Consider the following 19,591-nt stretch of genomic DNA (forward strand, 5'->3'; position numbering starts at 1 on the left):
GGGTCAGACCGGCATTCTCAGGATTTCCTGATAGGCTTCGACCACTTTGTTGCGGACGATCACTGCGGTTTCTACCGCCAGTTCGGTCTGGGCCAGCGCCTGAACCAGTGCATGGGGATCAGCCTGACCGACCATCGCAGACTGAGACATCTGTTCGCTGTGTCTGAGCGTGGCTGCAAAGTCCTGAAAGGTCGCCCTCAATCCTTGTGCCGCCCCGCCATGATCGGGATCGGCCTGTGTGGCAGAGCGTGCGCCGGCATAATTCTGCGCGGCGTTGAGTGATCGGATATCCATTCTGGCAGTCCTTATTTTCTGAGCAATTCCATCAGCGACGACGACATCTGCCGCGTCTGATCAAACATCTTTAGGTTGGCCTCATAACTGCGCTGGGCTTCCCGGGCGTCCGCGATTTCAATCATCAAATCGACGTTTGAGCCCTGGTAGTGACCACTTTCATCTGCCAACGGATGACCGGGGTCGTAGATGCGGCTCAGCGAACGCTGGTCAAGCGTCACTCGGCCAGCCTGCACCATGTCCCCACCGTTTTTCTGCACGGTTTCAAACGGTACGGTTTTGCGTCGATAGCCGGGCGTGTCCGCGTTCGAGATGTTTTCGGACACATGCCGCAACCGCGCGGATTGCGCGCGCAAAGCACTGGCTGACGCAACAAGGGAATGGGAAAAATCGCTCATACCTGCCGCCCCTTATCCGCGACCCAAACTGGTGCGCAGAATGTCCATTGAGGATTTGTAGATCGCCAGCGCTCGGTCGTGCTGTCGTTTGACCTCGACCGATTTAAGCATCTCTTCCTCAAGCGACACACCATTGCCATTGGGATCACCTGATGGGACAGCTTCAACCTCAGCCCAGTTTTGCGCACCGATACTGCCATGCAGATGGCCCGGCCGCGTGGCGTCCATGGTCACGTCATGCCCGGTGGTTTCGAAAGCTTTCTGAAAGGCCTCGATATCGCGCGGCTGATAGCCCGGCGTATCCGCATTGGCCATGTTGCGTGCAATGACCGCTTGCCGTTGCCCGGCATGGGTTGCCATTGCGTACGCTGTCTTAAAGACGTTCAGGTCATAGAACATCGGGGCTTCTCCCTCGATCAATTTCAATCAAGGCTTAACCCTGATTCCTTTAGAAACCGTTTTCAGAACTCAGTTGGAGACTCCACGATGTCTGATCTCGACCCGGTACTTCTGAAACACGAACTCGACAGGATGACCGCAGTCCGTCACGTGGGGCTGGTTACCGGCGTCGCACAGGGTCTGATCGAAATCGGTGGTTTGAACACGCATGCCCGGGTCGGGGATTTGCTGACATTGCGGCGGCGCGTCGGGTCCGATCTTGCGGGCGAGGTGCTTCATGTCAGTGCTGGCCATATCAAAATGCTTCCCAATGCGGCGCCCGACGGCGTGAGCCTGGGGGATCGCGTCTACCTTGACCCATCACCAGATTTTGCACCAGGATTGCACTGGCTTGGACGGGTAATCGACCCCTTTGGCAGACCCTTGGATGGAAAACCGTTGCTGAGCGGATCGCAGACGCGCGATATCATGCAGGCCCCTCCACCAGCCGTGGCACGCAAACCTTTGGGGCAGAGGATGGCCACCGGCTTGTCGGTTCTCAACACTGTGTTGCCCGTCGTACGCGGGCAGCGGGTGGGGTTGTTTGCCGGGTCGGGTGTCGGTAAGTCGACCCTGCTTTCCACACTGGCCCGGTCCATGCAGGCCGATGTCGTCGTAGTCGCTCTGATTGGCGAGCGCGGACGCGAGGTGAATGAATTTGTCGCGCAGGCCATTGGCCCCGAAGCCATGAAACGCACAATCGTGGTGGCCGCCACCTCTGACCAGTCGGCATTGGCGCGCAGGCGGTGTGCCTGGTCGGCCATGTCGACAGCCGAGTATCTGCGGGATCTGGGTTTGAACGTTCTTTTTCTGGCTGATTCCGTGACCCGCTTCGCCGAGGCGCATCGTGAAATCGCTGTTTCTATGGGGGAATCCCTGTCTTTGCGGGGATATCCACCCTCTGTCACCCCCCTGATCGCCAGTCTTTGCGAACGCGCAGGTCCCGGAACGCAGGAACAGGGGGATATTACCGCGGTATTCAGCGTTTTGGTGGCCGGCTCGGACATGGATGAACCCATCGCTGACATTCTGCGCGGCGTTTTGGACGGGCACATTGTACTCAGCCGCGACATCGCCGAACGGGGGCGTTTCCCGGCCATTGACGTCAGCAGATCTGTGTCGCGGAGCCTGCCGGGAGCCGCATCCGAGGCCGAGAACCAGATGATCACAGAAACCCGAAAACTCGTGGGCAGTTACGAGCAGTCCGAAGTGATGATCAAGGCCGGGCTATACGCCGAAGGGTCTGATCCGCTGCTGGATCAGGCCGTTCGCGTTCACGAGGAATTGGACGCCTTTTTTGCCAAACCGGAAGCTGAGGGAATCGAAAACAGCTTTAACCGCTTGTCATTGATACTGCGTCGTGCATCGATCAGCTTGCCACGCTAGGCAGAATTCCAAACAGTTTTAAGTATTAAGGCCACCTTAAGACCTGCGCTGCTAGGCAAAAAGTCGGGTGATAATATAGGTGGTGGAGATGGGTGCGCAGACCAATGCGGCGCCAATCATCATCAAGAAGAAGCGTGTGTCGGGTGGTGATGGTCACCACGGCGGTGCGTGGAAAGTTGCATATGCCGACTTTGTCACGGCCATGATGGCCTTCTTCATGTTGATGTGGCTGCTGAACGCGACAACTGAACAGCAACGCAAAGGGTTGGCGGATTACTTCGCCCCGACAATCCCCCTGAGCCCCGAATCCGGCGGCGGAGACGGTGCTTTTGGCGGCGACAGCATGTTGTCGGAAAAGACATTGCTGCGGGATGGTGCCGGGGCCAGCACCAAACACGCAACTGAATCCCGTCAGGCACGCGGGTCAACCGGTTTGGATGCCATCGGTGGTGGCAAAGGTGACACCGAAGACTTCTCGACGCTTGAAGCTCAGCTTTTGGGGCGAACCGGTGAAAGCGAGGTGTCGGACAAGCTTCTCAGGCATATCGTGACACGCGTCACCGACGAAGGATTCGTTGTTGAGCTATTCGATACGGACACCCAGCCACTGTTCGACCCCGGTTCAGGGAAACCAACCGGGATCTTGCGGGCGCTTGCTTTGATCATAGCGCGTTCTTCGGATCTCGTGACCAACCCGATTGCTGTCACAGGCCATGTCAGCGCATCTCCTGTTGTGCAGGTTCGCAATACCGCCTGGGAACTGTCCACTGCCCGGGCGCAATCAGTCCGCCAGCTGTTACAGGACAAAGGCGTAGCGGCAAGCCGGATGGATCGCGTCACAGGTCATGCTGACCGAAAACTCTTCACCGACAATCCGATGGCGGTTCGGAACAACAGAATCGAAGTGATATTTCTGCGGCGACCCTAAAGGATAGAACGCATTTTACCTGTTAGCGCGCTGTTAAGGGGCAGCGCGTTACCTGTTGCATCGAAGCTTGACGCAACAGAAGGGCGCGCCAATGACAATTTCCTCTTCGCTGAATGCCGGTGTGGCGGCGTTGAAGGCCAACGCCAACAGGTTGGCAACGATTTCCGACAACATCGCAAACTCTTCGACCTACGGATACAAACGAGTGGAAACTGACTTTCATTCGATGGTCACGTCTGGCCAGGGTGGCAGTTACTCGGCAGGGGGCGTGCGCACGACCAGCCAGCGCATGATTGATCAGCGCGGATCACTGGTGACCACCAGCAACTCTACCGATCTTGCAGTGCGCGGACGCGGCATGTTGCCGGTACGATCCAGCTCGCAGGTCGGCGCAAATTCGAACGAGATGTTGCTGACGACCACAGGTTCCTTCCGGACTAACGACGAAGGATATCTGGTGACCGAATCCGGCCTTGTTCTTTTGGGATGGCGTGCTGCGGCAGACGGGTCCATCCCGCCCGTTCCACGCGACACGCCCGCCGCGCTTGAACCAATTCAGTTGAGCGTCAACCAGTTGTCCGGTGCCCCGACAACAAAGATGAACCTGCGTATGAACCTTCCCGCAACGGCAACAGATGCGGGTGCGCCGGGCGACACACAGCCTTTATCGGTCGAGTATTTCGACAATCTCGGGAAATCCGAAAGTATTGATATTCAGCTGATCCCGACCGTTCCCGCAACTGGCAGCAGCAATGAATGGACCATGGTTCTGCGCGATTCAGCATCCGGTGGCGCGATTATCGGGGAGTACACTTTGACCTTTACCGATAATCGAACGGCTGGTGGTACGCTGGCCAGCGTCACTCCTGTATCCGGTGGCGCTTACGATCCAGTAACCGGCAGTGTCATGGTCAATGTCGCTGGCGGCCCGATGGAGGTCAATATCGGACTGATCGGCGATTCCGATGGCATTACTCAGCTATCCGATACATTTGCTCCGGTTTCAATCACGCGCGATGGATCTGCCGTTGGTACGATGACCAGCGTTCAGGTCGATGAAAGTGGCTATGTCTATGCATTCTACGATACCGGTGTCAGCCGCCGAATGTTCCAGATCCCGCTGGCCGATGTTCCCAATCCCAACGGCCTGACAGCGCTGGACAGTCAAACCTACGCGCCTTCCCGCGAAAGCGGCACGTTCTTTCTGTGGAACGCGGGCGAAGGCCCAACCGGTGATATCGTTTCCTTCGCACGCGAAGAATCCACCACGGATGTGGCAACCGAGCTGACATCTCTGATCCAGACACAACGCGCCTATTCATCCAGTGCCACGGTGATCCAGACGGTGGACGAGATGCTTCAGGAAACGACCAACTTGAAGCGCTGATCCAGGCGCTGACCAAAGGAAAGGAGCGGCCTCATGAATATGTCGACGGCACTCAATAACGCATTGGGTGGGCTGACAGCGGCCAGTCGCGGGGCGGCTGTGGTCTCGGGGAATATCGCGAATGCCCTGACACCGGGCTATGCGCGCAGGTCCCTTGAACTGGCGACAAGTCCCATATCTGGCAATGGCGTGCGTGCGGTTGGGGTAATCCGGCATCAGGACCCGGTTCTGACGGCCAACAGACGGTCGTCAGACGCCGAGCTTGCCTTTCAATCCTCCATTTCGGATTTCCGCTCACGGTTCGAAAACCTTGTAGGAACAGCAGACAGCACGCCATCCCTTGCCAGCCGTATGTCTGCCTTGGAAAACAGCTTCATCACCGCAGCCAGTCTACCCGACTCGATCGAAAGACTTGATCAAGTGGCGCGCGCGGCGCGCGACCTTACGGCAGAGCTTAACGCGGCTTCTGAGGGTGTGCGACAGGCACGCTCGGACGCGGACCGCAAGATAGGCGATCAGATCGAAAGCCTGAACCTGGTTCTGAAAGACATCGAAGTTCTGAACGCAAAGATTCCGGCCATTCAAAATTCCGGCGGCGATATCGGGGCCTTGCTGGATCAACGGCAAGTCCTGATCGATCAGGTCAATACTTTGATCCCGGTCAACGTTGTGCCACGTGCCAACGATCAGGTATCGCTCTATTCAGACGGCGGGTTGATACTTCTTGAAGGTAAGGCGTCCGAGTTCACCTTTTCCACGACCGGTGAGACGAAACCCCACATGACGGTTGCAAATGGTCTCCTGTCCGGATTGGCTATGAACGGCAACCCGGTACGCACCAGCGGGGACACTGCGCAAATCCGTGGCGGCGCGTTGATGGCCCAGTTTTCAATTCGCGATGAATTGGCGGTTGAGGCGCAGCTGCAGCTTGATACCGTTGCCCGCGATCTTATCGAACGATTTGAAACGCCGGGCTTGGATCCCACGGCACTTGCGACAGATCCCGGTCTGTTCACAGACAACGGAAATCGGTTCGACCCGACAACCTTTGTCGGGCTGTCATCGCGCATTTCGATGAATTCGGTTGCGGACCCCGACAACGGCGGGAACAGCTGGAAGCTCCGCGCCGGGCTGGGTGCCGCAACGCCGGGCGATCCCGGACAAGCGTCGCAACTGCGTGCTTTCGGTGCCATTCTGAATGATGCGCGCACCGTACCTGGCGGGCTGTTTGGCACTGGAAACATGCGCGCCGCCGAGTTGACCGAGGCGCTTATGTCGAAAGCCGGGGCGCAATCCCACGCTGCAGAGCAGCGGAAGGTTTTTGCCAGCAACAGCCAACAACAAATGTCACAGATTGAGGCCGAACAAGGCGTCGATACGGATCAGGAATTACAGCGCCTCATGCAGATCGAACAGACATACGCAGCAAACGCGCGTGTCATTTCGGTCGTCGATGAGCTTATGGAAACGCTTCTGAGGTTATGAGCATGAACTTGACTGCTATCGGCGATCTGGCGCGCGGTATGACCCTTCGCACCCGCGCCACTGAAATCAAAACACAGATCGAAACTCTCTCTTACGAGATGTCCACCGGCAAAGTGCAGGACATATCCGGCCGACTTGGCGGAGATTACTCTCAGATCCTGGACCTGGACCGTTCGCTTGCCAGACTCGACGCCTTTGGCATCGCCACAGCCGAAGCGGCCCTGTTCACGGATGCCATGCAGTTGAGCCTGAAGACATTTGGAGATTCGGTTGGCGAAATAACCGCGTCTCTGTTGGCCTACGGAACGGCCAATCAGCCGGTAAATCATGCGCAGGCGTCAGATCATGCCAGGAATGAGCTCGACACGATGGTATCGGCGCTCAACACGCGAGTTGGTGGGCGCAGTCTGTTTTCGGGTACAGCCACGGATGTCTCGCCACTGCCCTCGACTGACACGCTGTTGGCTGCGTTGAAGACACAACTGACGGGGGCTGTGACCGTCGCCGACATACGCTTGGCTGCCGACACATGGTTCAATAGCCCTGCCGGGTTTGACGCCATGATTTATCAGGGTGCGAGCACCACACTCTCTCCTATGCAGATCTCGGAAAATGAAAGCGTTACGCTGCCACTCACGGCAACCGACCCGGCATTCAAGGCGGCCCTAAGGGATGTTGCAACAGCGGCATTAGCCACCGACAATACGTTGGCTCTTTCTTCCGACCAGCGCACCGCCCTGTTCACCCAGCTGGGCGTCGATCTGGCCAACGCACAGGATGCCACAGTAAACTTGCGGGCCCAGGTCGGCAGCGCCGAGGGCCGCATCGAACAGGCCGCCACGCGAAATTCGATGGCCCGAACCAGTCTGGAATTCAGCCGGAACGAGCTGATCGCAGCAGATCCTTATGAAACAGCGGCGAAATTGCAAACGGTGCAGTTTCAGTTGGAAAGCCTCTATTCGGTAACCGTTCGCAATGCGAACCTTTCGCTGGTGAATTTCCTGAGATGAGGGCGCTGATACTTCTCCTGATCCTTGTTCCCGGTATAGCCTGGGCGGGGGCAATCCGCCTCAAGGACCTTGTCGATTTCGACGGTGTACGGGGTAATGATCTTGTGGGTTATGGCCTGGTTGTCGGTTTGAACGGAACCGGCGACGGATTGCGCAACTCTCCTTTCACCGAAGAGATCATGTCCAACATCTTGGAGCGTTTGGGTGTCAACGTAACGGGCGAGGATTTCCGGCCCAAGAATGTGGCAGCGGTTTTGGTGACAGCCAGTCTGCCGCCTTTCGCCAGAGTCGGCGGCCAAATTGATGTAACGGTTTCGGCGATAGGCGATTCAAACAGTCTGTTGGGTGGGACACTGGTTATGACCCCACTAAACGCAGCAGACGGGCAAATCTATGCGGTTGCACAAGGCACAATCCTTGCAGGTGGCGTTTCCGCTGAAGGAGAGGCTGCGTCGGTCGTGCGTGGGGTGCCAACCTCGGGTGTAATCCCGTCCGGCGCGCGTGTTGAGCGTGAAATTGAGTTCGACTTGTCAACTTTAACCCAAATGCGCCTTGCGTTGAGAGAACCCGATTTCACCACGGCCGCGCGTATCGAATTCGCCATAAACACCGAGTTCAACAGAGCTGTAGCAATCATGCGCGATTCAGGCACGGTTGAACTCAACATTGCTGCAACTCAGGCAGTGTCGACGGCCCATGCCATTGGGCGTATCGAGAATATTCTGGTCGAGCCGGAAGCAAAGGCGCGTGTGGTGGTCGATCAGCGCTCTGGCACCATCGTAATGGGGCAGGAAGTCCGGATATCGCGTGTGGCTGTCTCTCAGGGTAATCTGACCCTGACAGTTCAGGAAGCACCGATTGCCGTGCAACCCAATCCGTTTGCCAGGGGCGAAACAGTGGTCGTTCCGCGCACTATTGCAGGGATCGAAGAGGAAGAAGGAACCGGCCTTGCCGAAATCCCCGAAGCTACGACCCTGTCCGAGGTTGTCGCAGGTCTAAATGCGCTGGGGGTATCGCCCCAGGATATGATCGATATCTTGAAAACCATCAAAGCGGCGGGCGCCTTGCACGCAGAATTTGTTGTCAGGTAGCCGATATCTTTGGTCCAACGGGTGTGCCACAAACACGCCCGTGACGTTAAGGCCTATTTCGATTTCCAGCTGTCCAGCCAGCGCTGAAATCTGTTTCGGCGTTCTTCAATCGCGTCACCGGCCGCATAAAAGCCGTCTTCCACATTCTCGATCATCGGATCAATTCGGGCCTTTCGGAACCTGCGCCAGCGCACCCAAACCGCCCAGACCAGCGCGGCGAAAATTGTCAGGAAAATGATGTTGAACCAGGGAATAACCTGCACATCCGGCCCGTCCACATGTTTGATGAAAATGGCGTTGGGAAAGATCGACATGAACTCGTTGCGCCACCCGTAATGGGTCACGACCACCCATTTCGGGTTTTCCTTGGTCGATTTCGCATCATTGGCTTCGGTGTAAAGGTTCGCCGTGTCGAACTTGAAGTAGGGTGGCCACCCCCACCCGGTGTCTTCGTTTCGGTACACGATCGGCTTGCCATTTTCGCGCACAGCCTGAATGAATTGCACATCCCGGTTGGACAGGCTGGTGGATTGGTCTTCGGGTTCGGACCAGAAAATCCGTGTCCAGTCGTTCAGATCCTGCCGCTCTTCGTAGGTGTTTACGATACGCACAACATCATGTTGCGGCAGCGAGTATTGCAGGATCACGGCGATCGTTCCCCAGAAGATGATGATGAACGCCCATTTCACATAGGCCATGCCTAAACCCTCACATGTAATTCACGATGTAGATCAGTGCGCCAATCGCCACCCATGGCACAATATAGACACCCAGGATCAGTTTGCGCCGGAACGAATTGTCATACACATGCAATCCGCGTTCGACAAAAGCGTCCTTGTTGCCTGTCTTGCCCTTCTCATCCCACCAGCTTTCCAGTTTGCGACGGCGTATCCCGCGCGAGTAGAAAGACAGCGCGACATAGGCGATCGACTGGATCACCAACAAGATCAGCAAAAGGCGCAATAACCCGAACATTTCAGCCTTTCCTTACCGAACCCCACGGACCAACACGCGCGATTATGTCATCGCTGACCCGGTCTTCTCCGCTCATATCCGGCTCATGGCCGAACAGCGCGGCACGGGCCCCTTGCTTGTCCACCTGATACTCGCGCGCGAGGAAGTCGGCAACATAGGCTTTCTTGCTCTCGGGCCATCTGGAATAGGTGCTATAGAACAGCTCTTTGTGGCAAATGAACATCTGGCGCGGGTCCAGCGGGGCCAGTTCGGCCAGCAGCATGTTCACCAGATCACGGTTCGGCGTGTCAGCGGCGCGCAAAGTGTAGAAATAAGCCGGATGATCCGACGTGATACGCGGCCACGGCCCCCCGTCGCTTGCCCAGCGCAACAGTTGCGCAAGGCCGTGATAGGCTTCGGGCAAGCCATCCGAGTGAGTGCGCGCCAACCGCCGCATATCGCTTCGGTCCAGCCCGGTCAGGTCGACATCCGCATCCGCCGCCGCATCGACAGTCAGGAAATCCATCTTCTGCTGCAGGATTGCGGCAGCGTCTACACCGCGCGCCTTGACGATGGGTTCGACCAGATCATTGTAATCCAGAAACTTGGCAATCTGGTTCCGCTGCAACGGGTCAAAAACGTATTTGATCGGCAAATCGTCAGGCCTGTCACCCATACAGATCGCCGCCGGGTGATCCAGGTCCGGGAACAGGTACAGCCCGCCAAAATGCGCCGTCCAGAAGTTGCGTTGCTCAAAATCCGTGTGACGCAGATGGACGGGGTTGCGCGTAACGTCGCCGGTCTCCGTGGCGGTCTCGATCATCCTGGCGATCAGCACATCGTCGAACCAGGCGTCCTCGGCGGTTTTGAACTGTTCGACCATGCCCGCCAGCTGCTGCGCCTTACGCAAGGTGCCGCCTGCGGTGTCGGCCTCAATCTCGATCTTGCGCAGATTGAACAGATCGTGGGGACTGCTGAGTTTGAAGACCGAGTTCACCAACTCTCCGGCCACGGCATCGGTGGCGGTCAGGGCAAACAGCTGCGCCTCGTTCATCTCGATGAACTCGCGCAGGATATCGCGCGAGGTCGAGAACTTGACGTTCAGCAAAGGCGCGCGTTTCTGCTCGGTCGTCAGCAGGATGAACTGCCGGTTGACCCCATTGGGGTTGAGGTAGAGCTCATCCTCCAGCTCAATCCCCACCTCCGGCGAATAGCCCGAGATATCGACATGGAAATCCGAAAGCTGAGTGGTCTTGCCCGCCAGATGCCGCAGCGCACGGTTATACCGCTCGACCAGAGCCGGGCTGGAGATGTGGACGAGGTTGCCAAACATCAGGCCTTTTTTGATGAGGCGGATCATGGGAACGCTTGCGCATGTTGAATGCGCTCCCCAAAACCAACGCCGCAATTCGGAGAATCAGTCATTTTCACTGTCTCCGCGAGAGTGGGAATTGAATCGCTTTTCACGGATACTCCAGCCCAGAATTTCAGGTAAATCCACAATGGCGAAGGCGGCAACAGCCAGACCGAAAAAGGTCTTTCTAAATAAACGCCAGGGTGTTTCACCACCCTCCGCGATTGGATTGGTAGAAATCGGCCATACCGCTCCGAACTCGGCAAAGGTAATGAGCCAGGCGCCCAACAACGGAATCGCCAGAATAAAAATGACCCGCTTCAATCCTTTGGCTTTCAAATGAAACATTCCTCTCCCGTACAACGGTGGCGATGCGCCCGGCCCGAGGGTGGGTGCGGAACGCGCCCGCCCTGGGGGGCGGGTCGGGCGCGTCGCGGCTGCGTCGCGATTACCCCAATGTTCTCAGTCATCATGATTCACTCCTTGAGCGGAAACAATCAGAGAACCATTCAAGATACACTGCGTAGAAAAGCGAGAAAAATGAATGGATGGGCACTACGGTATCCCAAATTTTTTTGACCGTTTTACCATCAAGGTTTTGCGCGAACATCGCCCAAACAATAAGAAGTAAAATCATAAGTGCCAACGAAACAGCACTATACCACATCAAAAAACGGAATAGCCTGAAGTGCTTATTCTCCATAGGAAAACCCAGCCGCAAAACGACTACGTCTACGAGCAAAACGGTGCTCGTTACGATCAAAAGTACCCATTCGACACTCACCCCTTCCCCTCCAGATGCCGCCGCTTGGCCTCTTCCATCCGACCCATCTCACGCACCGCGTTCTCGATCGCGACCTCGTCGCTCTTGTCGGCATAGCGGAACTCGCTGTCGGCATAGCGGTTGATCTCCTGGATCACCATCTCGACCGTGATTGGCTGGCGCAGGTCCTCGATCATGGCCTTCTTGGTGTCATAGTCGCGGAACAGGAACAGGTCGGGGTTTTCCATCCACTCGTCGGGTAGTTCGAAATCCATCGCGCGGACCTTGACCGCGTCGGTGATGTTCTTGATCGCCCGCCCGGTAAAACGCTCATCCGCCTGCTGGATCGCCTTGAGGTATGTGCCCAGCTTGGCGATCGTGTCCATCTGGCCGATCTCACCGGACACCCGGTCATAGACCTGCAACAGCGCGTCCTCATGCGGGCGGGCGTGGCTTTCGAAGCTGGCGGCAACGGCCTTCTTGATTTCCTGCGCGGCATAGGCCTCGTGTTCGCCCAGCGGAATGTCGTGGCTGCGGCCCATCAACAGGTGCAAGATGTCGATGTAGTCCTCACGCGTTTGCGGCCCGTCCACCAGAAACCGCGCTCCCGCCCGCTGGCGCAGGGCGTCGTCCACATTCTCGGGGTAGTTCGAGAACATGCCAAAGGTGCAGTTGCCGCGCACGACGGTGTTGGCACCGGCAAAGCTCTCCATCAGCACAGCGGTGATTTCCAACTGCCCGGCCGAGGACTGCCGGTCGCCGCGCTTGCCCGCCAACTGGTCGATATCGTCGATGGTGCCGAAGCCGATGACCGAGGGGTCGATGATCGTGTTGATAAACGCCTTGGCGTTCTGGCCGGATTTGCCCTGATAGCTGTCGATATTGTCGGTGCTCAGGTTCTGATAGCGGAACGGATAGCCTGCGTTCTGGCAATACTCGTTGATCAGCCCGGCCATCATCTGGATCAGCGTGGTCTTACCGGTGCCCGGCTTTCCGTCACCCATGAAGGTAAAGATGAACCCGCCAAGTTCCGCAAACGGGTTCAGGCGGCGGTCGAAATCATAGGCCATCACCATCTTGGCCAGCTTCATCGCCTGATATTTGGCGATATGGTTGCCGACCACTTCGTTCGGCTTCTTGAACGTCATGGTCAAGGTGGTGGATTTGGCCTTGGAGGCCGGCTCGAACCCCCGGATCGTCAGATCGTCGGCCTCGATATGCCAGGCTGCGTTCTGGAACGGGGCCAGGTAACCTGCGGACCCTGCGCGCAGGGCTGACTTCTCCATCAGTTGCTCGGCATAGGCACTGGTGGCGGCGATCAGGTGGGCATCGTCCGAGGCGTATTTGGCCAGCGTCTGGTCCAGTTCCCACAACGCGCCGTGCAGGGCAAGTTGGCCGTTGTCTGTCAGGACCTCTTCGATCTCACCAATATCAACCGTGGTCTCACCCAGATGCGAGGACAACAGATAGGCCAGCGCATTGCCGAACGTGTGCATCGTGATCAGCGCTTCGGCTGTCAGAACCTCTGAAAACTCGGTCTTCCGCGCGGTAGGCAGATCCCCGGCAAGGTTCGCGCGTTTCAGATCGGCAAGCGGGGTCTGTTCCGCATAAGTGTCGGCCACGGCCAAAGCGATTGCGATGGCGCGGCGGATCGCCTGTTGTGCAGTTGCCTGCGGCGGCGAAACCAAGGCGTCACCATCGTCCGAGGCTTCGATCCTCTCTACCAGATGCACCCCGTCTGCGCGCACGGTCCGGCGTGTCACCAACCCCGGTGTCGTCGAGCGAAACCGCCGACCAGTCGAAACACCTGGTGAGCGTTCAACGGTGGTTTCCACGGCTTTGGCAATCCGCGGCGCGTGTTCGAACCCGTTCAGCAAAGCGGTTGCTGCCGGATAATGCTTGCGAATGTCGTCTTCGCGCAATTCCATCTGATCTGACGTCAAACTCATCTCAAAAACCGCCCTTGCTTCATCTTTTCTAAAATACTCTCGCCGAAGGCGAAAATTAGTACCTCAAAACCTGCCCCGCATTGCTGACGACGAACTTGCGCACATCTGCAAAGCCCGGCGGGTTGCGTTCAGCCAGCACCTGAAACGGGCGCTGCGGCAGGATGATCGAGCGTTGGGTGCGGGTGGCCCCGGTCTCGGCCCCCTGCCCGCCGAAAGGATCCAGCGCAAAGACCTCGCGCTCGACAGTTGAAAACCAGCCGGCGCGCTCCTCGATGACCTCTTCGCTGTGCAGCTCTTCGGTGGTCCAGGCCAGCGCCCAATCCTGCCCTTGAGGCGATTGCGCATCCTCCAACACCTGCCGCAAAGGGCCGGATTGTTCGGTATAGGCCGAGGAATACATCGGCCCCACATGGATTCGACGCAGGTGTTTGGGGTGCAGGTCATCGAAATCCTGATCAAAGCCCTTGGCGATGGTCACCAGTTTCAGCCCGCCCAAGGATTGCGCCATCAGATGGGCCTGCACTTCGGGCCAGCGGCGTTGGTCCTTGGGCAGGGCGGTTTTGCCTGTGTCCTCCAGCTGCATCAGATAGATGACGGGCAGGTTGACCAGACTGTCATAGACCGCCCAGTGGATCATGAACTTGCGCCGCTCTCCCTCATTCCCTATCCAGTGACATTCGGGATCGTTGCGCGCCCAGAACAGCTGACCCATAAGCAACTCTTCGTAATAGAGCCTTTGCGACAGCGCAAATTGCAGCTTGGTGGGGATCTCCCGATCACCGATGATCGTGCGGATCATGTCGGTTTTCAGGTCATCTTCCGAGGGCATATTCGCCAGATGCACCTGCGCCTGCTGCGCGTCATTGGCCATGGTCAACAACTCGGCCGCCACCGGAAAGCCGCTGTCGCGCTTGTCCATGGCGAGGCTGCCAAAGAACCGCCCCGTATCGCGCCCAACCAGCAGGTATTTCATGCTAAGCGCGCGAAAGGTGTAGAGCAGCCCCGAGAGGTAGCGTGACACGATCCGCACCTCTTGCTTGCTGATCGCGCCCTCGGCCTCCATCGTCGCCGCCACGCGCAGGAGGTGGACGGTGATCACCTCGAATTTGCGGAAATAGCGGCGCGAGGCGAAGGTGTCGGTCAGGCCGACATGGTCTTGGGTGGGGTTAGTCATTTTCTTTTAGATCCAAAGTCTTGGATGCCAAACAAATTCCTTAAGGACGGCGGCCAACTAGCTGTCATTCTGTCCAAGAGTTTTAGGATGGTAACAAACACCCAAACTATCCCAAACCACGTCTGCACAAACAGATACGCAAAACCTATCGTCCATATCGCTGCGGGAATGTACCAAAGGTACTTGGCAGAACCTTCAAGTTGGAACACCGGAAGGTCTTTCGCCAAGTAAGCAAAGTAAAGCGACAAGACTAATGCTGCCAAAACTCCGATGTATTTGACTACGGGGTTTCTGAGCATTACCCACCATACAAATTCTTATCATGCTTCTCGACAATCGAGGCAAACCGGCGGGCAAAGCGTTCATCCGCCTTGGCCTTTTTCTCCAGCACATCGCGAGCAAAGACCATGTGGTCCTCGTGTGCCTCAAGCATGTCGGCCATCTTCTGGTTGGTCGCGGTGCCGATGGCGGCCATCGCCGTCTGCGCCTCTTGGTCCGTCTGCACGCCGATCTCGTTGATGCGGTGGGCCACGTCCTGTTGCTGCGCGGTTTTCAGCGATTTTGTCAGGGCGTCATACAGCACCACGCGTTGTTGCGTGTCTGTCTGCAGCTTGTTGATCAGCACCATCTGCGTCGCCGCCTGGTTCTGGAGTGAATCGACCCAGGTCTTACCCTTTTCGATATAACGCTCCAGCGTCTGAGACTTGGCCAACTTGACCTGCTCTTCCTGAACCTTGGCGTTGTATTGCTTGTTCAGCTCGGCCAGCTGAGTTTCCAGCTGGGTGCGCGCGGCGGCGTCCTGTTCGACACTGATCTTGTTTTCCAGCGTGATAATCGCCGGGTCCATGCCCTGGATCTCGGCCCGCAGTGCTTCCAGTTCGGCCACGGTTGCCTCGCGATCGTCCAGCGTGCCTGTCAGGTTATCCTCGACCTTTACGCGTTGCTCTTCCAGCACAGTCAGCTGCCCTTGCAACAGCTTCACGATCACATCGGATTTGGCGATCAGGTCCTGCAATTTGTCGTCGATATTGGCCGTTCGCATCCGCTCTTGCCGGAGCGACTCGGATTTTCCCTTGGAAAAGATGCCGACAAACGACTCCCACCCGGTTTTCGAGCGCATCTCGTCGAAATCCTTGGAAAACGCGTTGGTAACATCGTCCAGACCCATGATCAGCTCGGCGATGTTGGCGTTCATCACCTCAGTATGGGCGTGAACATCCTCAAGCGTGGCATTTTCGATGTCGATATCGGCCTCGGCCGTTCCAATCTTGGCCCGCGCCGCTTCGATCCGTGAGGTCAGCCCCTCAATCTGCGACTGGCTTTCGCGCACTTTCGTTTGCGTTTCTTTGATAAGCGCTTCGAATTGCTGGTTCGACATCTCTGCTGTCCTTTTTTCTTTAATTACCCAATAAGATAGGGAATGTTACGGTCATTTACATCCCCTTGAGTCCAAAAATCACGCAAACTCTGGCAAACTTGGGGTGGAAAGGAAAGCCACGTGATCGCAACCTGACGTAGAACTCAACGCTGCGACTATGCTGCAACGATTGGGCCTGAAAATAATTTGATCAAATCTGGGCTGATCGACCCGCATCGGTGGACATAGACAAAGCCCTCAACACCTGATTGGGTGCGGCAACTCAACTTCTGCGCGGAGAATGACATGCTGGACGCAACGACCGATCTGAAATCAATTCTGAAGAATCCTGACTTGCTTGTAACCAAAGCCTATATCGGTGGTCAGTGGGTGGACGGTGACAACGGAACTTTCGACGTGACCAACCCGGCCCGGGGCGATGTGGTGGCCAAAGTGGCCGATGTCAGCCGAACGCAAGTCGCCGGAGCAATTGCACAGGCCGAAGCCGCGCAAAAGGAATGGGCCAAGTTGACCGGCAAGGAACGAGCGGTGATCCTGCGGCGCTGGTTCGACCTGATGATGGAGAACGCCGAAGATCTGGGCAAGATCCTGACCGCGGAGCAGGGCAAACCACTGGCTGAGGCCATCGGCGAAGTCGGCTATGGTGCCTCCTTCATCGAATTTTTCGGGGAAGAGGCCAAGCGCGTGTATGGCGAGACCATCCCGGGGCATCAGCGCGACAAACGGATCATGGTGCTGAAACAGCCCATTGGTGTAGCGGCCTCGATCACACCCTGGAACTTTCCCAACGCCATGATCACTCGCAAAGCAGGACCTGCGCTGGCGGCGGGGTGTGCTTTTGTTGCCCGCCCGGCGGCAGAAACGCCACTTTCCGCGCTGGTTCTGGCGCGTCTGGCGGAACAAGCCGGCGTGCCAGCTGGCGTGTTCAACGTAGTGCCTTCTTCCCAGGCCAGCGAGATCGGCAAGGAGTTTTGCGAAAACCCCGGTGTACGCAAGCTGACCTTTACCGGCTCGACCGAGGTGGGGCGCATCCTGCTGCGGCAAGCTGCTGATCAGGTCATGAAATGTTCGATGGAACTGGGCGGCAATGCACCCTTTATCGTGTTTGATGACGCGGATCTGGATGCTGCGGTCGAAGGCGCGATGCTGTGCAAATTCCGCAATAACGGCCAGACCTGTGTCTGTGCCAACCGCATCTATGTACAGGCCGGTGTTTACGACGCGTTCGCTGCCAAACTGAAAGCGGCGGTCGAAGCCCTGAAAATCGGCGACGGTCTGGCCGAGGGCACCACAACCGGTCCGCTGATCAATGCCGATGCGGTCGCCAAGGTGGAAGAGCATATCAAGGATGTTACGGACAAGGGCGGCGCCGTTCTGACCGGCGGCTTGCCTCACGATCTGGGCGGTACGTTCTTTCAGCCGACCATCGTGACCGGAGTGACTCAGGACATGATGGTGGCGCAGGACGAAACCTTTGGCCCGCTGGCCCCGCTGTTCAAGTTCGAGGATGAAGATGACGTGATCGCAATGGCGAATGACACAATCTTTGGCCTGGCCTCGTATTTCTATGCAAAAGATCTGAGCCGCGTCTACAAAGTGGCCGAAGCGCTGGAATATGGCATTGTCGGCGTGAACACCGGCATCATCTCGACCGAGTTGGGCCCGTTCGGCGGCGTCAAGCAATCCGGTCTGGGTCGCGAAGGCAGCCACCACGGCATGGAAGACTATCTTGAGATGAAATACGTCTGCATGTCGGTCTGATCTGGCGGCCATCGCCTTGGGGCGGTGGCCATTCTGCCCACAGGCGAAGCGTTGTTCCGGTCAAACGGGCCGGTGACGGCTGGGCAATGACCTTATTTCACCAAGCATGAATTCCCTGCGGGCAAGCTTCGTGGGGACTTTTCTATAGGCCCGATCCGATCCCAAACTTACGTCTTCTCCTCTTTGGCTATCACGGTCGTTACGGTGCGCGTCACCCGACTTCTGGTGATTGCAATCGCTCCTAAAACCAAAGCACAGGCTATGGCTTGCGCAGTAGTGATTGCTTCTCCAAACGCAAAGAACCCGACTGCAAACATCGTGGGCAATTCAATGCTTCCGACAACTGCAGTTTGAGAAGCGCCGATCAGCGGCGAACAGATCGTGTAGACAAGCTGCGGCACAAGCGCCGTGACCAATCCAATTCCAATGATCAGAACCCAATCGGACTGACCGTCAGGAAGCAGCGTGGAAACGTCTGCACTCAGCATCAAAGGCAAAAGCCCAAGAACCGATCCCAGCGACACCGAGGCGATACGTGCAAGTGGCGCAATTCGGGACAACCTGTGGACCAAAACAGAAATCCCGAAGCCAAAACCAAATGGCGCAGCCAGCGAGATTAAAAGCGTAGGAATGTGCTCGAACGGAACGGATGCTGGCGAGCCTGCTATGATGGCAGCCAGAATGATGAGGCCAGACGCAAGAAACGCGCGCCTTGTGGGAGTATCTGCGAACAAAGCCCACGCAATGATCAACGTGAAAACCGGATATGTCATATAGAGCACGCCCACCGTCGATGCGGGCAGTGTCTTTAAGGCTGTGACATATCCAATCCAGCCAAGCCCCATCACCACTCCGACCGCAAGACCCCAACAAATCTCGCGCCAGGCTTTTCGGTGTACGATGAGCACTGGCAGTAACAAAACCGCTGGAACGATGTAGCGATAGAATGCGACCGCGAAAGGTGCAACGCCCTGCTCAGTCAGCCCCCTGCTGAAATAGGGAACAAGCCCGAAACAGATTGAAGCAAAAAGAACGCCAACAACCGCAAGCGGTTGCGGAATAGCCGGTCTGGTCTGCGTGGATGTCGTCGACATCTGCAAGTTCTAGCACAGGTTCGCGATGAGTGTAGCCGAGTTTACCGGGCCGACGCATTGATGAGCATAGGCGCTGACATCAAAAAACAACGCCCCGCGTCTGGAGGAACGCGGGGCGCGGGTGTTGCGGCAGTCCGGGAGGAGGAGACTGCCGCCAGGCTTTCAAAGCCTCAGTTCACGGCCTTGGCGTCAACCACGTCTTTTTCGATGGCTTTAGCCGAGGTAATTTCGATCCGGCGCGGTTTCAGGGCCTCGGGCACTTCTCGCTTCAGGTCGATGTTCAGCATTCCGTTTTCATGGCTTGCGCCGGTGACACGGACATGATCGGCCAGAGCAAAGCGACGCTCGAACGCGCGGGTTGCGATGCCGCGATGCAGATAGCTGCGGCTCTTGTCCTCGGATGCCTTCTTACCGGCAACAACCAGCGAGTTTTCTTTCACTTCAACGGACAGGTCGCTTTCCGAAAAACCAGCGACGGCCACCGAGATACGGTACGTGTCGACATCGGTTTTTTCGATGTTGTAGGGCGGATAGCTTGGCTGTGCCACATCATTGGTCAGAACGCGATCCATCATGTCGGCGATCTGGTCAAAGCCAATGGTGGCGCGGTGCAGCGGTGCAAAATCAAATGTACGCATGTGTCATATCCTCAGTCTTGAGCGATTCACGATCTGGCCCTCCGGCTGGACGGACCAATGTTAATGACGGACCCCGTTGTGGCGATCCGATATCAGTGACATGGGAAGC

At 57.1% G+C, this 19,591-nt stretch carries 19 protein-coding genes; 7 read left to right on the forward strand and 12 right to left on the reverse strand.

Translation table 11 applies throughout. The features are described 5' to 3' along the window. Positions 1 to 3: 3 nt before the first annotated feature. Genes fliE through ACR0D9_RS16040 form a run of 3 tightly spaced genes read right to left on the reverse strand, consistent with a single transcriptional unit; the run spans position 4 to position 1,091 of the window. The gene (gene fliE / locus ACR0D9_RS16030; protein ID WP_480483912.1) at positions 4 to 294 is read right to left on the reverse strand and encodes a flagellar hook-basal body complex protein FliE; all 291 of its coding nucleotides are present in this window, start codon (positions 292 to 294) and stop codon (positions 4 to 6) included. An 11-nt stretch (positions 295 to 305) separates the two neighbouring features. Next, complete coding sequence (gene flgC, locus ACR0D9_RS16035; protein ID WP_480483911.1) at positions 306 to 692, reverse strand: flagellar basal body rod protein FlgC; 387 nt, start codon at positions 690 to 692, stop codon at positions 306 to 308. Between the two features lie 12 nt (positions 693 to 704). Beyond that, positions 705 to 1,091, reverse strand: coding sequence for a FlgB family protein (locus ACR0D9_RS16040; protein WP_480488145.1), 387 nt, complete (start codon positions 1,089 to 1,091; stop codon positions 705 to 707). Positions 1,092 to 1,178: 87 nt separating this feature from the next. On the opposite strand from ACR0D9_RS16040, the gene ACR0D9_RS16045 reads away from it, so the two are divergent. The 6 genes from ACR0D9_RS16045 (at position 1,179) to ACR0D9_RS16070 (ending at position 8,417) form a co-directional block, all read left to right on the forward strand. Further along, a complete protein-coding gene (locus tag ACR0D9_RS16045) occupies positions 1,179 to 2,516 on the forward strand; it encodes a FliI/YscN family ATPase (RefSeq protein ID WP_480539423.1) in 1,338 nt (445 codons plus the stop codon). 88 nt (positions 2,517 to 2,604) lie between these two features. Further along, complete coding sequence (locus ACR0D9_RS16050; protein ID WP_480483908.1) at positions 2,605 to 3,444, forward strand: flagellar motor protein MotB; 840 nt, start codon at positions 2,605 to 2,607, stop codon at positions 3,442 to 3,444. Positions 3,445 to 3,535: 91 nt separating this feature from the next. Further along, positions 3,536 to 4,831, forward strand: coding sequence for a flagellar hook protein FlgE (locus tag ACR0D9_RS16055; protein WP_267366907.1), 1,296 nt, complete (start codon positions 3,536 to 3,538; stop codon positions 4,829 to 4,831). Positions 4,832 to 4,864: 33 nt separating this feature from the next. Beyond that, positions 4,865 to 6,316, forward strand: coding sequence for a flagellar hook-associated protein FlgK (flgK, locus tag ACR0D9_RS16060; RefSeq protein ID WP_480483907.1), 1,452 nt, complete (start codon positions 4,865 to 4,867; stop codon positions 6,314 to 6,316). A gap of 2 nt (positions 6,317 to 6,318) precedes the next feature. Beyond that, complete coding sequence (locus ACR0D9_RS16065) at positions 6,319 to 7,326, forward strand: flagellin (protein ID WP_480483906.1); 1,008 nt, start codon at positions 6,319 to 6,321, stop codon at positions 7,324 to 7,326. Further along, a complete protein-coding gene (locus ACR0D9_RS16070) occupies positions 7,323 to 8,417 on the forward strand; it encodes a flagellar basal body P-ring protein FlgI (protein WP_480483905.1) in 1,095 nt (364 codons plus the stop codon). Before ACR0D9_RS16065 ends, ACR0D9_RS16070 begins: the two co-directional genes overlap by 4 nt. A 53-nt stretch (positions 8,418 to 8,470) precedes the next feature. Here ACR0D9_RS16070 and ACR0D9_RS16075 read toward each other — a convergent pair whose 3' ends face one another. The 7 genes from ACR0D9_RS16075 to ACR0D9_RS16105 all read right to left on the reverse strand — a co-directional run bounded on the left by ACR0D9_RS16075 (position 8,471) and on the right by ACR0D9_RS16105 (position 15,989). After that, positions 8,471 to 9,115, reverse strand: a complete 645-nt coding sequence (locus ACR0D9_RS16075; RefSeq protein ID WP_480483904.1) for a DUF1523 family protein — start codon at positions 9,113 to 9,115, stop codon at positions 8,471 to 8,473. A gap of 10 nt (positions 9,116 to 9,125) precedes the next feature. Further along, positions 9,126 to 9,392, reverse strand: coding sequence for a hypothetical protein (locus tag ACR0D9_RS16080; protein ID WP_480483903.1), 267 nt, complete (start codon positions 9,390 to 9,392; stop codon positions 9,126 to 9,128). Between the two features lies 1 nt (position 9,393). Further along, entirely contained in the window at positions 9,394 to 10,731 is a 1,338-nt protein-coding gene (locus tag ACR0D9_RS16085; protein ID WP_480539425.1) for a DUF6638 family protein, read from the reverse strand. Between the two features lie 57 nt (positions 10,732 to 10,788). Further along, positions 10,789 to 11,073 (reverse strand): hypothetical protein, encoded by a 285-nt coding sequence (locus ACR0D9_RS16090; RefSeq protein WP_480539427.1) that lies wholly within the window; start codon positions 11,071 to 11,073, stop codon positions 10,789 to 10,791. 432 nt (positions 11,074 to 11,505) lie between these two features. Next, positions 11,506 to 13,437: an AAA family ATPase gene (locus ACR0D9_RS16095; RefSeq protein WP_480539429.1), complete on the reverse strand. Its 1,932-nt coding sequence runs from the start codon at positions 13,435 to 13,437 to the stop codon at positions 11,506 to 11,508. A gap of 55 nt (positions 13,438 to 13,492) precedes the next feature. Continuing rightward, positions 13,493 to 14,611, reverse strand: a complete 1,119-nt coding sequence (locus ACR0D9_RS16100) for a hypothetical protein (RefSeq protein WP_480539431.1) — start codon at positions 14,609 to 14,611, stop codon at positions 13,493 to 13,495. A 298-nt stretch (positions 14,612 to 14,909) separates the two neighbouring features. Continuing rightward, complete coding sequence (locus tag ACR0D9_RS16105; protein ID WP_267365200.1) at positions 14,910 to 15,989, reverse strand: coiled-coil domain-containing protein; 1,080 nt, start codon at positions 15,987 to 15,989, stop codon at positions 14,910 to 14,912. Between the two features lie 285 nt (positions 15,990 to 16,274). Between ACR0D9_RS16105 and ACR0D9_RS16110 the strand changes: the two genes are divergently transcribed. Beyond that, on the forward strand, positions 16,275 to 17,750 hold the full coding sequence (locus tag ACR0D9_RS16110) for an NAD-dependent succinate-semialdehyde dehydrogenase (protein ID WP_480539433.1): 1,476 nt from the start codon (positions 16,275 to 16,277) through the stop codon (positions 17,748 to 17,750). Positions 17,751 to 17,917: 167 nt separating this feature from the next. On the opposite strand, the gene ACR0D9_RS16115 is transcribed toward ACR0D9_RS16110, so the two are convergent. Both ACR0D9_RS16115 and ACR0D9_RS16120 read right to left on the reverse strand, forming a co-directional pair. Beyond that, positions 17,918 to 18,844 (reverse strand): DMT family transporter, encoded by a 927-nt coding sequence (locus ACR0D9_RS16115; protein WP_209507228.1) that lies wholly within the window; start codon positions 18,842 to 18,844, stop codon positions 17,918 to 17,920. Positions 18,845 to 19,014: 170 nt separating this feature from the next. Beyond that, entirely contained in the window at positions 19,015 to 19,482 is a 468-nt protein-coding gene (locus tag ACR0D9_RS16120) for an Hsp20 family protein (protein WP_209599221.1), read from the reverse strand. Between the last annotated feature and the right edge of the window lie 109 nt (positions 19,483 to 19,591).

The organism is Ruegeria sp. AK11, from assembly GCF_056541095.1.

Coding starts and splice junctions, on each gene's coding strand:
- fliE (WP_480483912.1), bottom strand. CDS start 294: ATGGATATCCGATCACTCAACGCCGCGCAGAATTATGCCGGCGCACGC.
- flgC (WP_480483911.1), bottom strand. CDS start 692: ATGAGCGATTTTTCCCATTCCCTTGTTGCGTCAGCCAGTGCTTTGCGC.
- ACR0D9_RS16040 (WP_480488145.1), bottom strand. CDS start 1,091: ATGTTCTATGACCTGAACGTCTTTAAGACAGCGTACGCAATGGCAACC.
- ACR0D9_RS16045 (WP_480539423.1), top strand. CDS start 1,179: ATGTCTGATCTCGACCCGGTACTTCTGAAACACGAACTCGACAGGATG.
- ACR0D9_RS16050 (WP_480483908.1), top strand. CDS start 2,605: ATGGGTGCGCAGACCAATGCGGCGCCAATCATCATCAAGAAGAAGCGT.
- ACR0D9_RS16055 (WP_267366907.1), top strand. CDS start 3,536: ATGACAATTTCCTCTTCGCTGAATGCCGGTGTGGCGGCGTTGAAGGCC.
- flgK (WP_480483907.1), top strand. CDS start 4,865: ATGAATATGTCGACGGCACTCAATAACGCATTGGGTGGGCTGACAGCG.
- ACR0D9_RS16065 (WP_480483906.1), top strand. CDS start 6,319: ATGAACTTGACTGCTATCGGCGATCTGGCGCGCGGTATGACCCTTCGC.
- ACR0D9_RS16070 (WP_480483905.1), top strand. CDS start 7,323: ATGAGGGCGCTGATACTTCTCCTGATCCTTGTTCCCGGTATAGCCTGG.
- ACR0D9_RS16075 (WP_480483904.1), bottom strand. CDS start 9,115: ATGGCCTATGTGAAATGGGCGTTCATCATCATCTTCTGGGGAACGATC.
- ACR0D9_RS16080 (WP_480483903.1), bottom strand. CDS start 9,392: ATGTTCGGGTTATTGCGCCTTTTGCTGATCTTGTTGGTGATCCAGTCG.
- ACR0D9_RS16085 (WP_480539425.1), bottom strand. CDS start 10,731: ATGATCCGCCTCATCAAAAAAGGCCTGATGTTTGGCAACCTCGTCCAC.
- ACR0D9_RS16090 (WP_480539427.1), bottom strand. CDS start 11,073: ATGTTTCATTTGAAAGCCAAAGGATTGAAGCGGGTCATTTTTATTCTG.
- ACR0D9_RS16095 (WP_480539429.1), bottom strand. CDS start 13,437: ATGAGTTTGACGTCAGATCAGATGGAATTGCGCGAAGACGACATTCGC.
- ACR0D9_RS16100 (WP_480539431.1), bottom strand. CDS start 14,611: ATGACTAACCCCACCCAAGACCATGTCGGCCTGACCGACACCTTCGCC.
- ACR0D9_RS16105 (WP_267365200.1), bottom strand. CDS start 15,989: ATGTCGAACCAGCAATTCGAAGCGCTTATCAAAGAAACGCAAACGAAA.
- ACR0D9_RS16110 (WP_480539433.1), top strand. CDS start 16,275: ATGCTGGACGCAACGACCGATCTGAAATCAATTCTGAAGAATCCTGAC.
- ACR0D9_RS16115 (WP_209507228.1), bottom strand. CDS start 18,844: ATGTCGACGACATCCACGCAGACCAGACCGGCTATTCCGCAACCGCTT.
- ACR0D9_RS16120 (WP_209599221.1), bottom strand. CDS start 19,482: ATGCGTACATTTGATTTTGCACCGCTGCACCGCGCCACCATTGGCTTT.